Source organism: Pseudomonas sp. LBUM1669, from assembly GCF_059695705.1.
Genome location: NZ_CP166784.1, coordinates 4,349,260 through 4,365,290 on the forward strand (window position 1 = coordinate 4,349,260; position 16,031 = coordinate 4,365,290).

Here is a 16,031-nt window from a genome sequence, read left to right on the forward strand (position 1 = left end):
CTTCAACACAGTCACCTTGGGAAACACACCTCGCCACAGGCTTTTTCAGGCCAAACTCCTACAAAATCTAAACAGAACTTACTGTTTACCGACGCAACACTGGGCTCCTACGCACGGAAATACCTTGTTGCCAGTCGTTACATCCCCCCCTACCATCCACAGTCAACGGGTGCAGCGGAGCTGCCCGATAAAACCCGAATTCAAGGAACCAGAATGAGCCACCGCATCCACCGCCACATCGATTCCCCACTCCGTTCAGGCCTGAACCGCGATGAACTGTGGGAAGCCCACGACAAGGGCCTGATCAAATGCTGGGAAATCGGCCGCCAACGCGCCGTCCGTTTTCCCGAACTCGCCCAACGCTGCCTTGCCGGCGAACTGCCGGTGCTGGGCTGGAAAGGTGGCGTGAGTCGCAGCCTGAAGAAACTCGAAAAATACGGATCCCTTAAATACCTGGCCCAGTGGCAGGGTTTGCGTGGGGAAGATCTGGATGTTGATCTGGAAGAAGAGCGAGCCCTGACGTGTTCGCGGACCAGGATGGTGGTGACGTTTACGCCGGACCGGTCGAAGTACTTTAATCAGGTGGCGGAAGTGGAAGTCTGAGGCGGCGCTACCCTGGTCTCTTTGCATCATCCGTTTCACAAACACCTCTGGAGTGTCCGATGAACAATGAAGCGTTGATCCAGAGCATCAAGACCCCAACGTTGTCGGTTGCCTACGAAGAACACGGCCCTGCCACCGGCGATCCGATTATCCTCCTCCACGGCTTCCCTTACTCCCCACGCGGTTACGACGAAATCGCCCCGGCCCTCGCTGTTCGGGGCTACCGCGTTATCGTCCCGTACCTGCGCGGCTACGACCCGACCCGTTTCAATAGCCCCAACACCCTGCGCTCCGGCCAGCAAGCCGCCCTCGCCCAGGATCTGCTGGACTTGATGGACGCGCTGGCCATCCCGAAGGCCACGCTCTGCGGCTACGACTGGGGCGGTCGGGCGGCGTGCATTGTGGCGGCGCTTTGGCCGGAACGGGTTCGCTGTCTGGTGACGGGCGACGGCTACAACCTGCAGAATATCCCCGGTTCCACGCAGCCACAGGCCCCGGAAACCGAGCATCGCCTCTGGTATCAGTATTACTTCCATACCCCACGCGGGGTCGAGGGTCTGACGAAAAATCGCCGGGACTTGTGCGAATTGCTCTGGAAATTATGGTCACCGACCTGGGCCAAAGGCCCTGAGCGCTACCCGCTGAGCGCACCGGTCTTTGATAACCCGGATTTCGTCGAGGTGGTGATTCACTCGTACCGTCACCGCTTCATGTACACGCCAGGCGATCCAGCACTGGAGTGGATGGAAGAAGCGCTGACCCGGCAACCGCCGATCAGCGTCCCGACGATTTCCCTGTGTGGTGCCGACGATGGCGTCGGACCGGCGCCGGAGATCGACGAGGACATCGAGCACTTCACTGGATTTTATGAGCGGCGAGTGCTGGCGGGCGTTGGCCACAACATTCCCGAAGAAGCGCCCGAAGCGACACTCAAGGCCATACTCGATCTGCTTCAGCGCTGACAGAAAACCGCTCGCGATACGCTTGCGGCGTCACGCCCATGGCCCGCAGGAAACTGCGTCGAAGCGTTTCTTCGCTGCCGAATCCGCACTGCACCGCCACCCGTTTGATCGGCAGACCGGTATCACTGAGCAAGCGTCGCGCCGTTTCGACCCGGATCAGCTCGATAGCCCGCGCCGGAGTCTGGCCGGTGTCGGCGCGATAATGGCGAACGAAGCTGCGCTCGCTCATGCCGGCCTGCAAGGCGAGTGTCGGGATACCAAGGTCCATGGTGAGATTTTCGCTGATCCAGGCATGAAGTTCGTCGAACCGGTTGCCTTCCTTTTGCAGGGACAACGTCACGCTGAACTGCGACTGACCGCCCGGGCGCTTGAGGAACACCACCAGTTGCCGAGCGACGTCCAGGGCCATGGTGCGACCGAGATCCTCTTCGACCATCGCCAATGAGAGGTCGATACCGGCCGTGACGCCGGCCGAGGTCCAGACCGGTCCGTCGTTGATAAAGATCGGGTTGGGTTCGACCCGCAACAGGGGATGCTTCTGCGCCAGTTGCTCGCAACGGGTCCAGTGAGTCACCACCCGCCGACCATCGAGCCAACCACTGGCCGCCAGTAAAAACGCCCCGGTGCACACCGATGACACCCGCCGACACGCCATCGCATGTTCACGCACCCAGGCCACCAGCGACTCATCTTCCGCCGCCGCGTAGACACCCCAGCCGCCGGCGATGATCAAGGTGTCGCTGCCTTGCTCGGGCAACGGCTCGGCCAACAGCGCCAGCCCCGCCGACGACATCACCACCCCACCACCGCTGGCAATCACCGTCGGCGCATAGGGTGGCGGCAAACCTTGTTGACGGGCGATGTCGTTGGCCGAGGCGAACACCTGCAACGGCCCGGTGACGTCGAGCAATTGCACGTTGGCGAACCCGAGCACATGAATGGTTTTAGGCATGATTGGCGTAATTCGTGGGGTGATTGGCGTATGCGCCAGATCCTACGAGCCTAGAGTGAAGCCGTCCACCCACTTCATGAGAAAACACCATGACGTTGCAGATCGGTTTTCTGTTGTTTCCACAGGTTCAACAACTGGACCTCACCGGCCCTTACGACGTGCTGGCCTCGCTGCCGGACGTGAAGGTGCATTTGATCTGGAAGGACCTGGTGCCGGTCACCGCAAGTACGGGGCTGGTGCTGAAGCCGACGACCACCTTCGACGATTGCCCGGCGCTGGACGTGATCTGCATTCCCGGGGGCAGCGGTGTCGGGCCGTTGATGGAGGATGAGCAGACATTGGCTTTCATCAAGGCCCAAGCGGCTAACGCACGTTACGTCACGTCGGTGTGCACCGGCGCGCTGGTGCTCGGCGCGGCCGGTCTGCTGAAGGGCAAACGCGCGACCACGCACTGGGCTTATCACGAATTGTTGGCACCTTTGGGAGCAATCCCTGTGAAGGATCGGGTGGTGCGCGACGGCAATCTGCTGACCGGTGGCGGGATTACCGCAGGGATCGATTTTGCCCTGACCCTGGCGGCTGAGTTGTTCGATAAGGACACGGCCGAGCTGGTGCAGTTGCAGCTGGAATACGCCCCGGCACCGCCGTTCCAGGCAGGCAGCCCTGAAACAGCGCCGCCGAGCGTATTGGCAGACGCGCATCGGCGTGCGGCGCCATCCCTGCAGCAAAGGGCGCAGATCACTGAGCGGGCGGCGGCCAGACTGTAGCCGTACTTTTCGACAGGCGAAAAAAAACCCGCCTAGGCGGGTTTCTCAAGACCATTTTCGACATCCTGTCGGCAGCCATCCTGGCCAATGGTCGATCATCCGTGATCCTGAGCACTCCCTGTGCTTCAGTTGATGAATCCAGAATAAGCGCAACGGCGAAGCATCAAAAGACGACATACCCGTTAGCCGGTGTAAGCCATTGACCATAAGAATCAAATTGTATGCGGACAATGTAGGAGCGAGCGCTGCGGCGATCCTACAGTTTTCAAAAGGCGAAAAAAACCCGCCGAAGCGGGTTTTCCCAAGACCATATCGACTCCCTGTCGGCAGCGAATCCTTGCTAATGGTCGATCATCCGTGATCCTGAAGCACTCCCTGTGCTTCAGTTGATGAAGCTAGATTACGCTTCGGATCCAATGTGCAATAGACGACATAGCTACCATAGCGTGTAAGACATTCGCCATACCCGCCCTTCCGAAAACCCTTAGACGCGTCAGGCAACCAGCATGGAAGCCGCGAGTTCAGCGGCCTGCAGCTGACCTTGCGCCGCAAGTTCATCGTTATCCTCGAGAAACCAGGCCGCAGACAACCCGGCAAACGCCAACACCCATTGCACCAGCCGTTGACGTTCCAGCCCCGCTGCCTGGGCCACTACCTCGATTTGTTTTTTGAATCGCTGCGGATCAGTCGCCGTCGGCAATTCGGGATTGCAGATCAGGTTGGCGTAGTCGAACCCGCGCTCGCCAATCACCCGCTTGGGATCGATAGCGAGCCAGCCTCGCGGGCCGAAATCCAGCACATTGTCGTGATGCATATCGCCGTGCAAAACCACCACATCCTGCGGCTCGGCGAGCAACGCTTCGGCGGTTTTCAGACTGAGCAAGTAAGCGCCGCCCTCCTTTTCGGCGGCCATGCGCAAGGAAGCGAACCATGACGACAACGGTACCAGCGGCGGTGGCGATGATGGACGCGGTGCGTGTAAACGAGCCAGCGCCGCGCACAGGATCCGACTGGCCTCGTCATCCTGGCCGTTGAGCGCCATGTGCATCAGCGAACGCTCACCCTCGGCACGTTCCAGCACCAACGCATCGCCATGATGAGCGTAAACCCGCGCGGCGCCCTCGCCGTCCCACCAGGTCATCAGCAGATTGCCAAACTTTTCCTCGGCATCGACAGCGACCTTCAACATGGCCGGCAAATCACCCATTCGTACCGGCAGCAAACGACTGCCGGGCGTGATGATCGGTTCGCCGTCCGGCACCAGGGCCCAGCGTTTCAACCAGTTTTCAAACATGCAGCCTTTACTCTCCCTGACGCTCGCGAGTCGTGGCGCTGGATTTCAGAAACTCTTCGATATTGCTCATCTGCTCATCCCAGCCACGGCTGTCCATGCGGAATGCCTTGAGCCTGCGCGTCTGCGGAATGTGATCAAAACCGGACTCGGTGACCTTCAGCAAAGTGCCTTCATCCATGTCTTCGAGTTCGAACTTCACCAGCGTGGTGGGCTCCTGCGAGTAATCGATATCGGGCTCGATCGCATACGGGTGCCAGCGAAACGAAAACACCCGCTCCGGCTCGACCCGCTCCACCAGCACATTCCACAGCAGGTGCTCATAACCCGGGTAAGTAATCTGCCCTTGCGTCCATTCACCGGCGACAAAGCGCTTGCCCTCCAGCGCCACGCCAAACCACTGCCCGAAGGCTTCGGCATTGGCCAGCACGCGCCACACGTGCGAGCGCGGTACTTTGAGCAGGATTTTCCTTTCGATGTGATCTGATGCTGGGTTCATAAGTCACCTCCTGTACTGAACAGTAGGCCTGTAAGACCACAAGACCAACCTTAAAGTTGTATCAATCGGGCTTCGCGATCAACCCGCCTGAAATATTCGGCTGCATTTGCAGCGGTAAGCTCTGGTTCGCAGACGAAAGCCTGGCAATGCAAGCAGACTATTGACGCAAGCAATCCACTTGGCAAAGGAGGTTGCGCCCGACTTTGTTATTGGTTAACCACCCTCTTCGCTACACTGCATCTCAACTTTTAACCCTCACAGCGAGCATCACTATGCACCCACGCGTCCTCCTGGCCCTGACGCCTTTGCTGTTCACCACCGTTGCCCACGCGGCGGACTGCGATAACGCCACCGACCAGGCCACGATGAACCAGTGTGCGGCGCAACAGAACAAGGCGGCGGACAAGGAGTTGAATGCGCTTTACCAGCAGATCACCCAGCGTTTGAAGAGCAACCCGGACAGCAAAAAGCTGCTGGTCGGGGCGCAGCGTTCGTGGATTGCGTTTCGGGATGCCGAGTGCAAGTTTTCGAGCGCCGGGGTGGAAGGCGGGAGTGTGTATCCGCTGATCTACAGCAACTGCGTGACTGAATTGACCAAGGCGCGGGTGGAGACTTTCAAGAATTATTTGAAGTGTCAGGAAGGGGATATGGGTTGCCCGGTGCCTGGGGCGTGATACTTCGGTGATGCTGAGGGCCTCTTCGCGGGCAAGCCTCGCTCCTGCGGTGGAATACATCGAAATACGGGTTTGCCCTAGATGGAGGCCACTCGAAAGCTTCCAGCACAGCCAAGTATTCATGAGCCTGTGCTGTGAAGCCTTGAACGTTTAGACGTGAGGGTCGCCCGGTGCTTTGCTCGGCGTGGCGTATTGCGGCTTGAGATGGCCGTCCTGATCGAGTAACCAGGCGTCCATGATCTGCCGCACGACAGGGCCGGCGACGCGACCACCAGCCTCGCCATTTTCAATCATCACCGAGATGACGATCTTCGGGTGCTCGGCCGGGGCGAAACCGACGAACAAGGCATTGTCGCGGTTGCGTTCCAGGGTTTTCGCCCGGTTGTAGCGCTCGCCTTGCTTGATCGCGACGACTTGCGCGGTACCACTCTTGCCGGCAATGCGGTACTGAGCGCCTTGTGCGGCGGCTCGGGCAATCCCGCGGGCGTCGTGCATCACCATCTGCATGCCATGGTTGACCTGTTCCCAGTCACGCGGATCCTTGAGCAGGATGTTCGGCATTGGGTGCTCGTCCACCGGTGCTACGCCATCCACGGTCTTGGCCAGGCGCGGTCGGTTCCACACACCTTTATTGGCGATCAGCGCAGTGGCCTGGGCCAGCTGCAGCGGCGTGACCTGCATGTAACCCTGGCCGATGCCGAGGATGACCGTCTCGCCAGGGAACCATGCCTGACGGCGCGTGGCGCGCTTCCACGCTTGCGATGGCATCAGGCCGGCAGACTCTTCGAACATGTCCAGCGAGACTTTCTCGCCGAGGCCGAACATGGCCATGTAGTCGTGCAGGCGATCGATGCCCAGCTTGTGGGCCAGGTCATAGAAATAGGTGTCGTTGGAACGCATGATCGCCGCGTCCATGTCGACCCAGCCGTCGCCGCTGTGGTTCCAGTTGCGGTATTTGTGATCGAAGTCCGGGAGTTGGTAATAGCCCGGGTCGAAGACGCGCGTCTGAGGGGTGACGACGCCGGCATCGAGGCCGGCAATGGCCACCTCGGGCTTGATGGTCGAACCCGGCGCGTAAAGGCCGCGCAGGACGCGGTTGAACAGCGGCCGATCGATGGAGTCGTGCAGCGCCGCGTATTCCTTGAAGCTGATGCCGGTGACGAACAGGTTCGGGTCGAAGCTAGGCTTGCTGACCATTGCCAGCACTTCACCGGTCGACGGGTCGAGAGCTACCACCGAACCACGACGATCGCCCAAGGCTTGCTCGGCCGCTTCCTGAAGTTTGACGTCCAGGCTCAGGACAATGTTTTTACCGGGGATCGGATCGGTGTGTTTGAGCACTCGCAGTACGCGGCCTTGGGCATTGGTTTCGACTTCTTCGTAACCCACCTGGCCATGCAACTGCGACTCGTAGAATTTTTCGATGCCGGTCTTGCCGATGGATTGGGTGCCGCGGTACTCCGCCGTGTCTAGGGCTTTGGATTCCTTTTCGTTGATACGGCCGACGTAGCCGATCGAATGCGCGAAGTGTGCGCCCAACGGGTAGTGACGAACGAATTGGGGTTCGACATCGATCCCCGGCAGACGGAACTCGTTGACCGCCAGAACCGCGATTTGCTGTTCACTGAGCTCGTAGAACAGCGTAACCGGCACAAACGGGTGGCGCGCCTGCTTCATGGCCTTGTCGAACAGTGTCCGGTCTTCGGCTGGCAAGTGCAGGAGGCTCACCACCTCATCCAGTTCTTCTTTGACATCGGAGGCGCGTTCGCGGGTGATGGTGAGGTTGAAGCTGGGACGGTTATCCGCGAGAACTACGCCGTTGCGGTCGTAGATCAGCCCGCGTGTCGGGGTGATCGGCAAGACATGGACGCGGTTGTTTTCGGAGATTGTCGAGTGATAGTTGTACTCGACCACTTGCAGGACATACATGCGCACCACAAGTGCGCAGGAAATAGCGGCGACGAACAAGGCGCAGGCGATCAGCCGCTTGTTGACCAAGCGCGTCTCTTTTTCGTGGTCCTTGATGGGTATCGGTTCGGGCATTTCTGTAGCAGCTCTATGACTATAAAAGGGGTGCCGATCCGTAGGCCTGAAAATCAATCCGTTAAAAAAACGAGCTGCACCATACCAAAATACTGTGCGGTCAATTTAGAGGGATTTTCTCGGATGGTTGTCCTTGAGGGCCAAAACGACAGTCGGCTTTTTCTTTGACTCGTGCGTTTTGTTCAAGATTGTTATTCCGGTTCAAGCATTTTTCTTGCAGATGGGCCTGTTGATACTAGGTGCATGTCATTCCATCTTATTGTTTGGGAGTCTTTTCATGCATCCACGATTTCAACGATTACTCGACTCGAATGGATTTTCCATCGGACTGGAACTGCCGCTGGATAACGATTGGTCCAGTGATGGACAGCGCCTGCGGATTGCTCAGGATCGGCCTTTTGGTGTCCCCGATTTGAAGCAGCACGCGGCGTTGGCGCGCCTGGCTGACAACGCCGGTTTTCGTGCACTTTGGGTGCGTGATGTGCCGGTTTATGACCCCAACTTTGGCGATGCCGCACAGGTCTTCGAGGCCTTTTCTTACCTTGGGTATTTGGCCGGGATTACTGAGAACATCATGCTCGGTACGGCGGCGGTTGTGCTGCCATTGCGTCAGCCTTGGCTAACGCTCAAGGCCGCCAACAGTGTTGATGAACTGAGTGACGGGCGTCTGCTCCTTGGAGTGGCCAGTGGTGACCGGCCGATGGAGTATCCGTTGTTTGGGGTGGATTACGATCAGCGCGGGGAGATCTTCCGCGATACGGTTGAGTTGATCCGCAGCCAGGGTGAAGGTCATTTGCCTGAAGGCGCTCGCCTGTTGCCGGAGCGAGATCAGCCTATGCCACTGCTGGTTGCAGGTCTTGGTCAACAATCACCGGCTTGGATTGGTGAGCACATGGATGGATGGCTCGCCTACCCTGGTACGCCGGACGAGCATCGGCGCCGAGTGGGATTGTGGCGGGAAGTTGGAGGCGAAAAGCCCTATATCAGCTTCGTACACCTAGACTTGGCCGCTAATCCTCATGCCCCTATGCGACGTGTGCGCTTCGGTGGAAGCTGTGGACGGTTGGCATTGATTGATGAGCTTCAAGCGCTGCGCGACGCGGGTGTTCAGCATGTCGGCTTGCACATGCGTCGTAGCGAACGCCCTGTGGCAGAGGTTATTGAAGAGATCGCTGAGTACGTTCTGCCGAAGTTTCACTAACGATGCTGCTGAAACCTGGGATAGCCAGCCGTCGGGCTATCCTTTTTTTGTCACACCACTTTCCTGCGGGCAAAACAAAACCCCTACCTGCATACGCAGATAGGGGTTTCGGAATTTAATCTTGACGATGACCTACTCTCACATGGGGAAACCCCACACTACCATCGGCGATGCATCGTTTCACTGCTGAGTTCGGGATGGGATCAGGTGGTTCCAATGCTCTATGGTCGTCAAGAAATTCGGTAGCCAGGTCGTTCTCCTTACGGATTACGCTCCAGCGAATGGGTATGTGATAGATCTCGGTGTTTTGTGAGTCTTTCGAACTTTCGGTTCGTTTCGTCTTCACACACCGCAATCTGGTGCTCTTTTGCTTTTCAGCTCAAAGCTTGCAAATTGCTTGGGTGTTATATGGTCAAGCCTCACGGGCAATTAGTATTGGTTAGCTCAACGCCTCACAGCGCTTACACACCCAACCTATCAACGTCGTAGTCTTCGACGGCCCTTCAGGGGACTCAAGGTCCCAGTGAGATCTCATCTTGAGGCTAGTTTCCCGCTTAGATGCTTTCAGCGGTTATCTATTCCGAACATAGCTACCCGGCAATGCCACTGGCGTGACAACCGGAACACCAGAGGTTCGTCCACTCCGGTCCTCTCGTACTAGGAGCAGCCCCTCTCAAATCTCAAACGTCCACGGCAGATAGGGACCGAACTGTCTCACGACGTTCTAAACCCAGCTCGCGTACCACTTTAAATGGCGAACAGCCATACCCTTGGGACCGGCTTCAGCCCCAGGATGTGATGAGCCGACATCGAGGTGCCAAACACCGCCGTCGATATGAACTCTTGGGCGGTATCAGCCTGTTATCCCCGGAGTACCTTTTATCCGTTGAGCGATGGCCCTTCCATACAGAACCACCGGATCACTAAGACCTACTTTCGTACCTGCTCGACGTGTCTGTCTCGCAGTCAAGCGCGCTTTTGCCTTTATACTCTACGACCGATTTCCGACCGGTCTGAGCGCACCTTCGTACTCCTCCGTTACTCTTTAGGAGGAGACCGCCCCAGTCAAACTACCCACCATACACTGTCCTCGATCCGGATAACGGACCTGAGTTAGAACCTCAAAGTTGCCAGGGTGGTATTTCAAGGTTGGCTCCACGCGAACTGGCGTCCACGCTTCAAAGCCTCCCACCTATCCTACACAAGCAAATTCAAAGTCCAGTGCAAAGCTATAGTAAAGGTTCACGGGGTCTTTCCGTCTAGCCGCGGATACACTGCATCTTCACAGCGATTTCAATTTCACTGAGTCTCGGGTGGAGACAGCGCCGCCATCGTTACGCCATTCGTGCAGGTCGGAACTTACCCGACAAGGAATTTCGCTACCTTAGGACCGTTATAGTTACGGCCGCCGTTTACCGGGGCTTCGATCAAGAGCTTCGCGTTAGCTAACCCCATCAATTAACCTTCCGGCACCGGGCAGGCGTCACACCCTATACGTCCACTTTCGTGTTTGCAGAGTGCTGTGTTTTTAATAAACAGTCGCAGCGGCCTGGTATCTTCGACCGGCATGAGCTTACGGAGCAAGTCCTTCACCCTCACCGGCGCACCTTCTCCCGAAGTTACGGTGCCATTTTGCCTAGTTCCTTCACCCGAGTTCTCTCAAGCGCCTTGGTATTCTCTACCCAACCACCTGTGTCGGTTTGGGGTACGGTTCCTGGTTACCTGAAGCTTAGAAGCTTTTCTTGGAAGCATGGCATCAACCACTTCGTGTTCTAAAAGAACACTCGTCATCAGCTCTCGGCCTTAGAATCCCGGATTTACCTAAGATTCCAGCCTACCACCTTAAACTTGGACAACCAACGCCAAGCTGGCCTAGCCTTCTCCGTCCCTCCATCGCAATAACCAGAAGTACAGGAATATTAACCTGTTTTCCATCGACTACGCTTTTCAGCCTCGCCTTAGGGACCGACTAACCCTGCGTCGATTAACGTTGCGCAGGAAACCTTGGTCTTTCGGCGTGGGTGTTTTTCACACCCATTGTCGTTACTCATGTCAGCATTCGCACTTCTGATACCTCCAGCAAGCTTCTCAACTCACCTTCACAGGCTTACAGAACGCTCCTCTACCGCATCACCTAAGTGATACCCGTAGCTTCGGTGTATGGTTTGAGCCCCGTTACATCTTCCGCGCAGGCCGACTCGACTAGTGAGCTATTACGCTTTCTTTAAAGGGTGGCTGCTTCTAAGCCAACCTCCTAGCTGTCTAAGCCTTCCCACATCGTTTCCCACTTAACCATAACTTTGGGACCTTAGCTGACGGTCTGGGTTGTTTCCCTTTTCACGACGGACGTTAGCACCCGCCGTGTGTCTCCCATGCTCGGCACTTGTAGGTATTCGGAGTTTGCATCGGTTTGGTAAGTCGGGATGACCCCCTAGCCGAAACAGTGCTCTACCCCCTACAGTGATACATGAGGCGCTACCTAAATAGCTTTCGAGGAGAACCAGCTATCTCCGAGCTTGATTAGCCTTTCACTCCGATCCACAGGTCATCCGCTAACTTTTCAACGGTAGTCGGTTCGGTCCTCCAGTTAGTGTTACCCAACCTTCAACCTGCCCATGGATAGATCGCCCGGTTTCGGGTCTATTCCCAGCGACTAGACGCCCTATTAAGACTCGCTTTCGCTACGCCTCCCCTATTCGGTTAAGCTCGCCACTGAAAATAAGTCGCTGACCCATTATACAAAAGGTACGCAGTCACCCAACAAAGTGGGCTCCCACTGCTTGTACGCATACGGTTTCAGGATCTATTTCACTCCCCTCTCCGGGGTTCTTTTCGCCTTTCCCTCACGGTACTAGTTCACTATCGGTCAGTCAGTAGTATTTAGCCTTGGAGGATGGTCCCCCCATATTCAGACAAAGTTTCTCGTGCTCCGTCCTACTCGATTTCATGACTAAGAGATTTTCGCGTACAGGGCTATCACCCACTATGGCCGCACTTTCCAGAGCGTTCCGCTAATCTCAAAGCCACTTAAGGGCTAGTCCCCGTTCGCTCGCCACTACTAAGGGAATCTCGGTTGATTTCTTTTCCTCAGGGTACTTAGATGTTTCAGTTCCCCTGGTTCGCCTCTTAAGCCTATGTATTCAGCTTAAGATAACCATCTTATGATGGCTGGGTTCCCCCATTCAGACATCTCCGGATCAAAGTCTGTTTGCCGACTCCCCGAAGCTTTTCGCAGGCTACCACGTCTTTCATCGCCTCTGACTGCCAAGGCATCCACCGTATGCGCTTCTTCACTTGACCATATAACCCCAAGCAATCTGGTTATACTGTGAAGACGACATTCGCCGAAAATTCGATAATACTCAGTTAAGAGTAACTCACAAATTTTACCTTAGCCTGATCCGTTACCAGTGAAAGTAACGTTCAGTCTATCTTTCTATCACATACCCAAATTTTTAAAGAACGATCTAGCCAAAGACTAGAAATCAACATTCACCATCATCACAATGGAATGCTCATTTCTAAGCTTTCAACAAACAGAAGCAGTAGTGGTGGAGCCAAACGGGATCGAACCGTTGACCTCCTGCGTGCAAGGCAGGCGCTCTCCCAGCTGAGCTATGGCCCCGTATTTCTACAGGTTCCCACACAAAATTGGTGGGTCTGGGCAGATTCGAACTGCCGACCTCACCCTTATCAGGGGTGCGCTCTAACCAACTGAGCTACAGACCCAATTTCGAGCTTTAAGGCCGACCTCACCCTGCTCTTTAACACTGAGCATGGGGTGCGCTCCAACCAACTAAGCTACAACCTGTTAGGGCTGCTTCTTATCGTCTTCTTCAATGAATCAAGCAATTCGTGTGGGAACTTATGGAGCAGCTGATGTCGTCGATTAAGGAGGTGATCCAGCCGCAGGTTCCCCTACGGCTACCTTGTTACGACTTCACCCCAGTCATGAATCACACCGTGGTAACCGTCCTCCCGAAGGTTAGACTAGCTACTTCTGGTGCAACCCACTCCCATGGTGTGACGGGCGGTGTGTACAAGGCCCGGGAACGTATTCACCGCGACATTCTGATTCGCGATTACTAGCGATTCCGACTTCACGCAGTCGAGTTGCAGACTGCGATCCGGACTACGATCGGTTTTCTGGGATTAGCTCCACCTCGCGGCTTGGCAACCCTCTGTACCGACCATTGTAGCACGTGTGTAGCCCAGGCCGTAAGGGCCATGATGACTTGACGTCATCCCCACCTTCCTCCGGTTTGTCACCGGCAGTCTCCTTAGAGTGCCCACCATTACGTGCTGGTAACTAAGGACAAGGGTTGCGCTCGTTACGGGACTTAACCCAACATCTCACGACACGAGCTGACGACAGCCATGCAGCACCTGTCTCAATGTTCCCGAAGGCACCAATCCATCTCTGGAAAGTTCATTGGATGTCAAGGCCTGGTAAGGTTCTTCGCGTTGCTTCGAATTAAACCACATGCTCCACCGCTTGTGCGGGCCCCCGTCAATTCATTTGAGTTTTAACCTTGCGGCCGTACTCCCCAGGCGGTCAACTTAATGCGTTAGCTGCGCCACTAAGAGCTCAAGGCTCCCAACGGCTAGTTGACATCGTTTACGGCGTGGACTACCAGGGTATCTAATCCTGTTTGCTCCCCACGCTTTCGCACCTCAGTGTCAGTATCAGTCCAGGTGGTCGCCTTCGCCACTGGTGTTCCTTCCTATATCTACGCATTTCACCGCTACACAGGAAATTCCACCACCCTCTACCATACTCTAGCTTGTCAGTTTTGAATGCAGTTCCCAGGTTGAGCCCGGGGATTTCACATCCAACTTAACAAACCACCTACGCGCGCTTTACGCCCAGTAATTCCGATTAACGCTTGCACCCTCTGTATTACCGCGGCTGCTGGCACAGAGTTAGCCGGTGCTTATTCTGTCGGTAACGTCAAAACACTTACGTATTAGGTAAATGCCCTTCCTCCCAACTTAAAGTGCTTTACAATCCGAAGACCTTCTTCACACACGCGGCATGGCTGGATCAGGCTTTCGCCCATTGTCCAATATTCCCCACTGCTGCCTCCCGTAGGAGTCTGGACCGTGTCTCAGTTCCAGTGTGACTGATCATCCTCTCAGACCAGTTACGGATCGTCGCCTTGGTGAGCCATTACCTCACCAACTAGCTAATCCGACCTAGGCTCATCTGATAGCGCAAGGCCCGAAGGTCCCCTGCTTTCTCCCGTAGGACGTATGCGGTATTAGCGTCCGTTTCCGAGCGTTATCCCCCACTACCAGGCAGATTCCTAGGCATTACTCACCCGTCCGCCGCTCGCCACCAGGTACAAGTACCCGTGCTGCCGCTCGACTTGCATGTGTTAGGCCTGCCGCCAGCGTTCAATCTGAGCCATGATCAAACTCTTCAGTTCAAACATCTTTGGGTTTTTAAGAAACCCTAAACTTGGCTCAGCAATCGTTGGTTACATCTTTGATTTCTCGCGGAGTAACTTGTGATGCTGATAATCTTGTTGACTATCAGTCTGACTCCACAAGCACCCACACGAATTGCTTGATTCAGTTGTTAAAGAGCGGTTGGTTAAGATCTTTCGTCTCAACCGAGGCGCGCATTCTACAGCAGCCTCTGTTGCTGTCAAGCGGTTATTTTCAGAAGCTTTCAAAGTTTCCTTTGCAACTTCAACCACTTGCGCTTCCGATCTCTCGTTAGCGGGAGGCGAATTCTACAGCGTTACTCGCTGCTGTCAACACCTCTTTTTCTCCGCTTTCGACCGAGAAGATCGAATCGTCAATCAAGCTAAACAACCCTGCCTGACCAACTCCTTCTGGGCTTCGATGACCTGAAGCAACTCGCTGTCCAAAACTGCGTAACTCTTTGTTTACCAAGGAGTTTTCCGTTTCGACTGCGCCGGAAGTGGGGCGAATTATAGACTTCCAGAATCTGCCGTCAACCCCTAATTCGGCTTTTCTATCAGGGATGTCCAAAATCGTTGCTTATATATAGACGCAACCCTCACGAATGCGCAGTATATTGCCCAATACACAGAACAACACTCTCGCTTCCCACTTCGGACGATGCCACGTTATGAATGACCATCCCCGCAGCCTCGCCTCGACCCTGTTCTCGGTGGGCCTGCTATTAATAGCCATGGCGTCGATCCAGTCCGGAGCCTCATTGGCCAAAAGCATGTTCCCGATTATTGGCGCCCAGGGGACCACTACCCTGCGGCTGCTCTTCGCCAGCGTGATCATGCTGATCCTGTTACGCCCGTGGCGAGCGAAGCTCACCGCAAAGTCCCTGCGTACCGTCATCGTCTACGGGATGGCTCTGGGCGGTATGAACTTCCTCTTCTATATGTCTTTGCGCACCGTTCCCCTGGGTATTGCCGTAGCCCTGGAGTTCACCGGACCACTGGCGGTGGCTATCTATGCCTCACGCCGCGCGATCGACTTTTTGTGGATAGCCCTGGCAGCTATCGGCTTACTTCTATTGATACCGACGGGAGCAGCGACTACGGGAATCGACCTGGAAGGTGCCGGTTATGCCTTGGGTGCGGGTGTGTGCTGGGCGCTGTACATCCTGTTCGGCCAGAAGGCCGGCGCCGACAATGGTGTGCAGACTGCAGCACTGGGAGTGATGATTGCCGCACTGTTCGTCGCCCCTATCGGCATCGTCCATGCCGGTGCCGCCCTGCTGACTCCATCACTGATCCCCGTAGCCATCGGAGTCGCTCTTCTGTCCACCGCCCTGCCCTACACGCTGGAGATGGTCGCGCTCACCCGAATGCCAGCCCGGACCTTCGGCACATTGATGAGCATTGAACCGGCTATTGGTGCGCTGTCTGGCCTGCTGTTTCTCCACGAGTACCTCACGCTGTCACAGTGGATGGCGATCATGTGCATCATTCTGGCTTCCGTGGGGGCGACCATGACCATGGGAAGTGCTGCCAAGCCTGCGGTCGCGGCGGATTGATAGAGGATTTGACGCAAGTCTGGTATTTACCGCTCAATTAGGCCATGTTTA

10 protein-coding genes, 2 tRNA genes and 3 rRNA genes are annotated in these 16,031 nt (G+C 55.9%); 6 read left to right on the top strand and 9 right to left on the bottom strand.

Going from position 1 to position 16,031, the window contains the following annotated elements:
• Positions 1-213 precede the first annotated feature (213 nt).
• Both ACA051_RS20090 and ACA051_RS20095 read left to right on the top strand, forming a co-directional pair.
• Positions 214-603, top strand: coding sequence for a hypothetical protein (locus tag ACA051_RS20090; RefSeq protein WP_497304204.1), 390 nt, complete (start codon positions 214-216; stop codon positions 601-603).
• 59 nt (positions 604-662) lie between these two features.
• On the top strand, positions 663-1,565 hold the full coding sequence (locus tag ACA051_RS20095; RefSeq protein ID WP_497371611.1) for an alpha/beta fold hydrolase: 903 nt from the start codon (positions 663-665) through the stop codon (positions 1,563-1,565).
• Here the strand turns inward: ACA051_RS20095 and ACA051_RS20100 are convergent.
• The gene (locus ACA051_RS20100) at positions 1,534-2,517 is read right to left on the bottom strand and encodes a GlxA family transcriptional regulator (RefSeq protein ID WP_497371613.1); all 984 of its coding nucleotides are present in this window, start codon (positions 2,515-2,517) and stop codon (positions 1,534-1,536) included. The two genes, ACA051_RS20095 and ACA051_RS20100, sit on opposite strands and share 32 nt — an antisense overlap.
• Positions 2,518-2,606: 89 nt before the next feature.
• On the opposite strand from ACA051_RS20100, the gene inhA reads away from it, so the two are divergent.
• Positions 2,607-3,284 carry an isonitrile hydratase gene (gene inhA, locus ACA051_RS20105; protein WP_497304210.1) on the top strand — a complete coding sequence of 226 codons (678 nt, stop codon included), beginning with the start codon at positions 2,607-2,609 and terminating at the stop codon, positions 3,282-3,284.
• 493 nt (positions 3,285-3,777) lie between these two features.
• On the opposite strand, the gene ACA051_RS20110 is transcribed toward inhA, so the two are convergent.
• Together ACA051_RS20110 and ACA051_RS20115 are read right to left on the bottom strand one after the other, a co-directional pair.
• The gene (locus ACA051_RS20110) at positions 3,778-4,578 is read right to left on the bottom strand and encodes an aminoglycoside phosphotransferase family protein (protein ID WP_497371615.1); all 801 of its coding nucleotides are present in this window, start codon (positions 4,576-4,578) and stop codon (positions 3,778-3,780) included.
• A 7-nt stretch (positions 4,579-4,585) separates the two neighbouring features.
• Entirely contained in the window at positions 4,586-5,074 is a 489-nt protein-coding gene (locus ACA051_RS20115) for an SRPBCC family protein (RefSeq protein WP_497304214.1), read from the bottom strand.
• Between the two features lie 272 nt (positions 5,075-5,346).
• Here ACA051_RS20115 and ACA051_RS20120 point away from each other — a divergent pair, with 272 nt between their 5' ends.
• Complete coding sequence (locus tag ACA051_RS20120) at positions 5,347-5,748, top strand: lysozyme inhibitor LprI family protein (protein ID WP_497304216.1); 402 nt, start codon at positions 5,347-5,349, stop codon at positions 5,746-5,748.
• Between the two features lie 150 nt (positions 5,749-5,898).
• Here the strand turns inward: ACA051_RS20120 and mrdA are convergent, their stop codons facing one another.
• Complete coding sequence (mrdA, locus tag ACA051_RS20125) at positions 5,899-7,791, bottom strand: penicillin-binding protein 2 (RefSeq protein ID WP_497371617.1); 1,893 nt, start codon at positions 7,789-7,791, stop codon at positions 5,899-5,901.
• Between the two features lie 277 nt (positions 7,792-8,068).
• On the opposite strand from mrdA, the gene ACA051_RS20130 reads away from it, so the two are divergent.
• Positions 8,069-8,992 (top strand): TIGR03571 family LLM class oxidoreductase, encoded by a 924-nt coding sequence (locus ACA051_RS20130; RefSeq protein ID WP_497375607.1) that lies wholly within the window; start codon positions 8,069-8,071, stop codon positions 8,990-8,992.
• A 119-nt stretch (positions 8,993-9,111) separates the two neighbouring features.
• Here the strand turns inward: ACA051_RS20130 and rrf are convergent.
• From rrf to ACA051_RS20155, 5 genes are all read right to left on the bottom strand, one after another.
• A 5S ribosomal RNA gene (rrf, locus tag ACA051_RS20135) occupies positions 9,112-9,227 on the bottom strand.
• 173 nt (positions 9,228-9,400) lie between these two features.
• A 23S ribosomal RNA gene (locus ACA051_RS20140) occupies positions 9,401-12,292 on the bottom strand.
• Positions 12,293-12,541: 249 nt separating this feature from the next.
• A tRNA-Ala gene (locus tag ACA051_RS20145) sits at positions 12,542-12,617 on the bottom strand.
• 27 nt (positions 12,618-12,644) lie between these two features.
• Positions 12,645-12,721: transfer RNA gene (locus ACA051_RS20150), tRNA-Ile, on the bottom strand.
• A gap of 161 nt (positions 12,722-12,882) precedes the next feature.
• Positions 12,883-14,421, bottom strand: a 16S ribosomal RNA gene (locus tag ACA051_RS20155).
• The 16S, 23S and 5S rRNA genes sit together here with 2 tRNA genes alongside, the layout of an rRNA operon.
• Positions 14,422-15,092: 671 nt before the next feature.
• Here ACA051_RS20155 and rhtA point away from each other — a divergent pair.
• Complete coding sequence (rhtA, locus tag ACA051_RS20160; RefSeq protein WP_497304222.1) at positions 15,093-15,980, top strand: threonine/homoserine exporter RhtA; 888 nt, start codon at positions 15,093-15,095, stop codon at positions 15,978-15,980.
• The last annotated feature ends 51 nt before the right edge of the window (positions 15,981-16,031 follow it).

What these genes read in the sequence shown, in the direction of transcription:
- ACA051_RS20090 (WP_497304204.1), top strand. Translation starts at nt 214, where the DNA reads ATGAGCCACCGCATCCACCGCCACATCGATTCCCCACTCCGTTCAGGC.
- mrdA (WP_497371617.1), bottom strand. Translation starts at nt 7,791, where the DNA reads ATGCCCGAACCGATACCCATCAAGGACCACGAAAAAGAGACGCGCTTG.
- ACA051_RS20130 (WP_497375607.1), top strand. Translation starts at nt 8,069, where the DNA reads ATGCATCCACGATTTCAACGATTACTCGACTCGAATGGATTTTCCATC.
- inhA (WP_497304210.1), top strand. Translation starts at nt 2,607, where the DNA reads ATGACGTTGCAGATCGGTTTTCTGTTGTTTCCACAGGTTCAACAACTG.
- rhtA (WP_497304222.1), top strand. Translation starts at nt 15,093, where the DNA reads ATGAATGACCATCCCCGCAGCCTCGCCTCGACCCTGTTCTCGGTGGGC.
- ACA051_RS20095 (WP_497371611.1), top strand. Translation starts at nt 663, where the DNA reads ATGAACAATGAAGCGTTGATCCAGAGCATCAAGACCCCAACGTTGTCG.
- ACA051_RS20110 (WP_497371615.1), bottom strand. Translation starts at nt 4,578, where the DNA reads ATGTTTGAAAACTGGTTGAAACGCTGGGCCCTGGTGCCGGACGGCGAA.
- ACA051_RS20100 (WP_497371613.1), bottom strand. Translation starts at nt 2,517, where the DNA reads ATGCCTAAAACCATTCATGTGCTCGGGTTCGCCAACGTGCAATTGCTC.
- ACA051_RS20115 (WP_497304214.1), bottom strand. Translation starts at nt 5,074, where the DNA reads ATGAACCCAGCATCAGATCACATCGAAAGGAAAATCCTGCTCAAAGTA.
- ACA051_RS20120 (WP_497304216.1), top strand. Translation starts at nt 5,347, where the DNA reads ATGCACCCACGCGTCCTCCTGGCCCTGACGCCTTTGCTGTTCACCACC.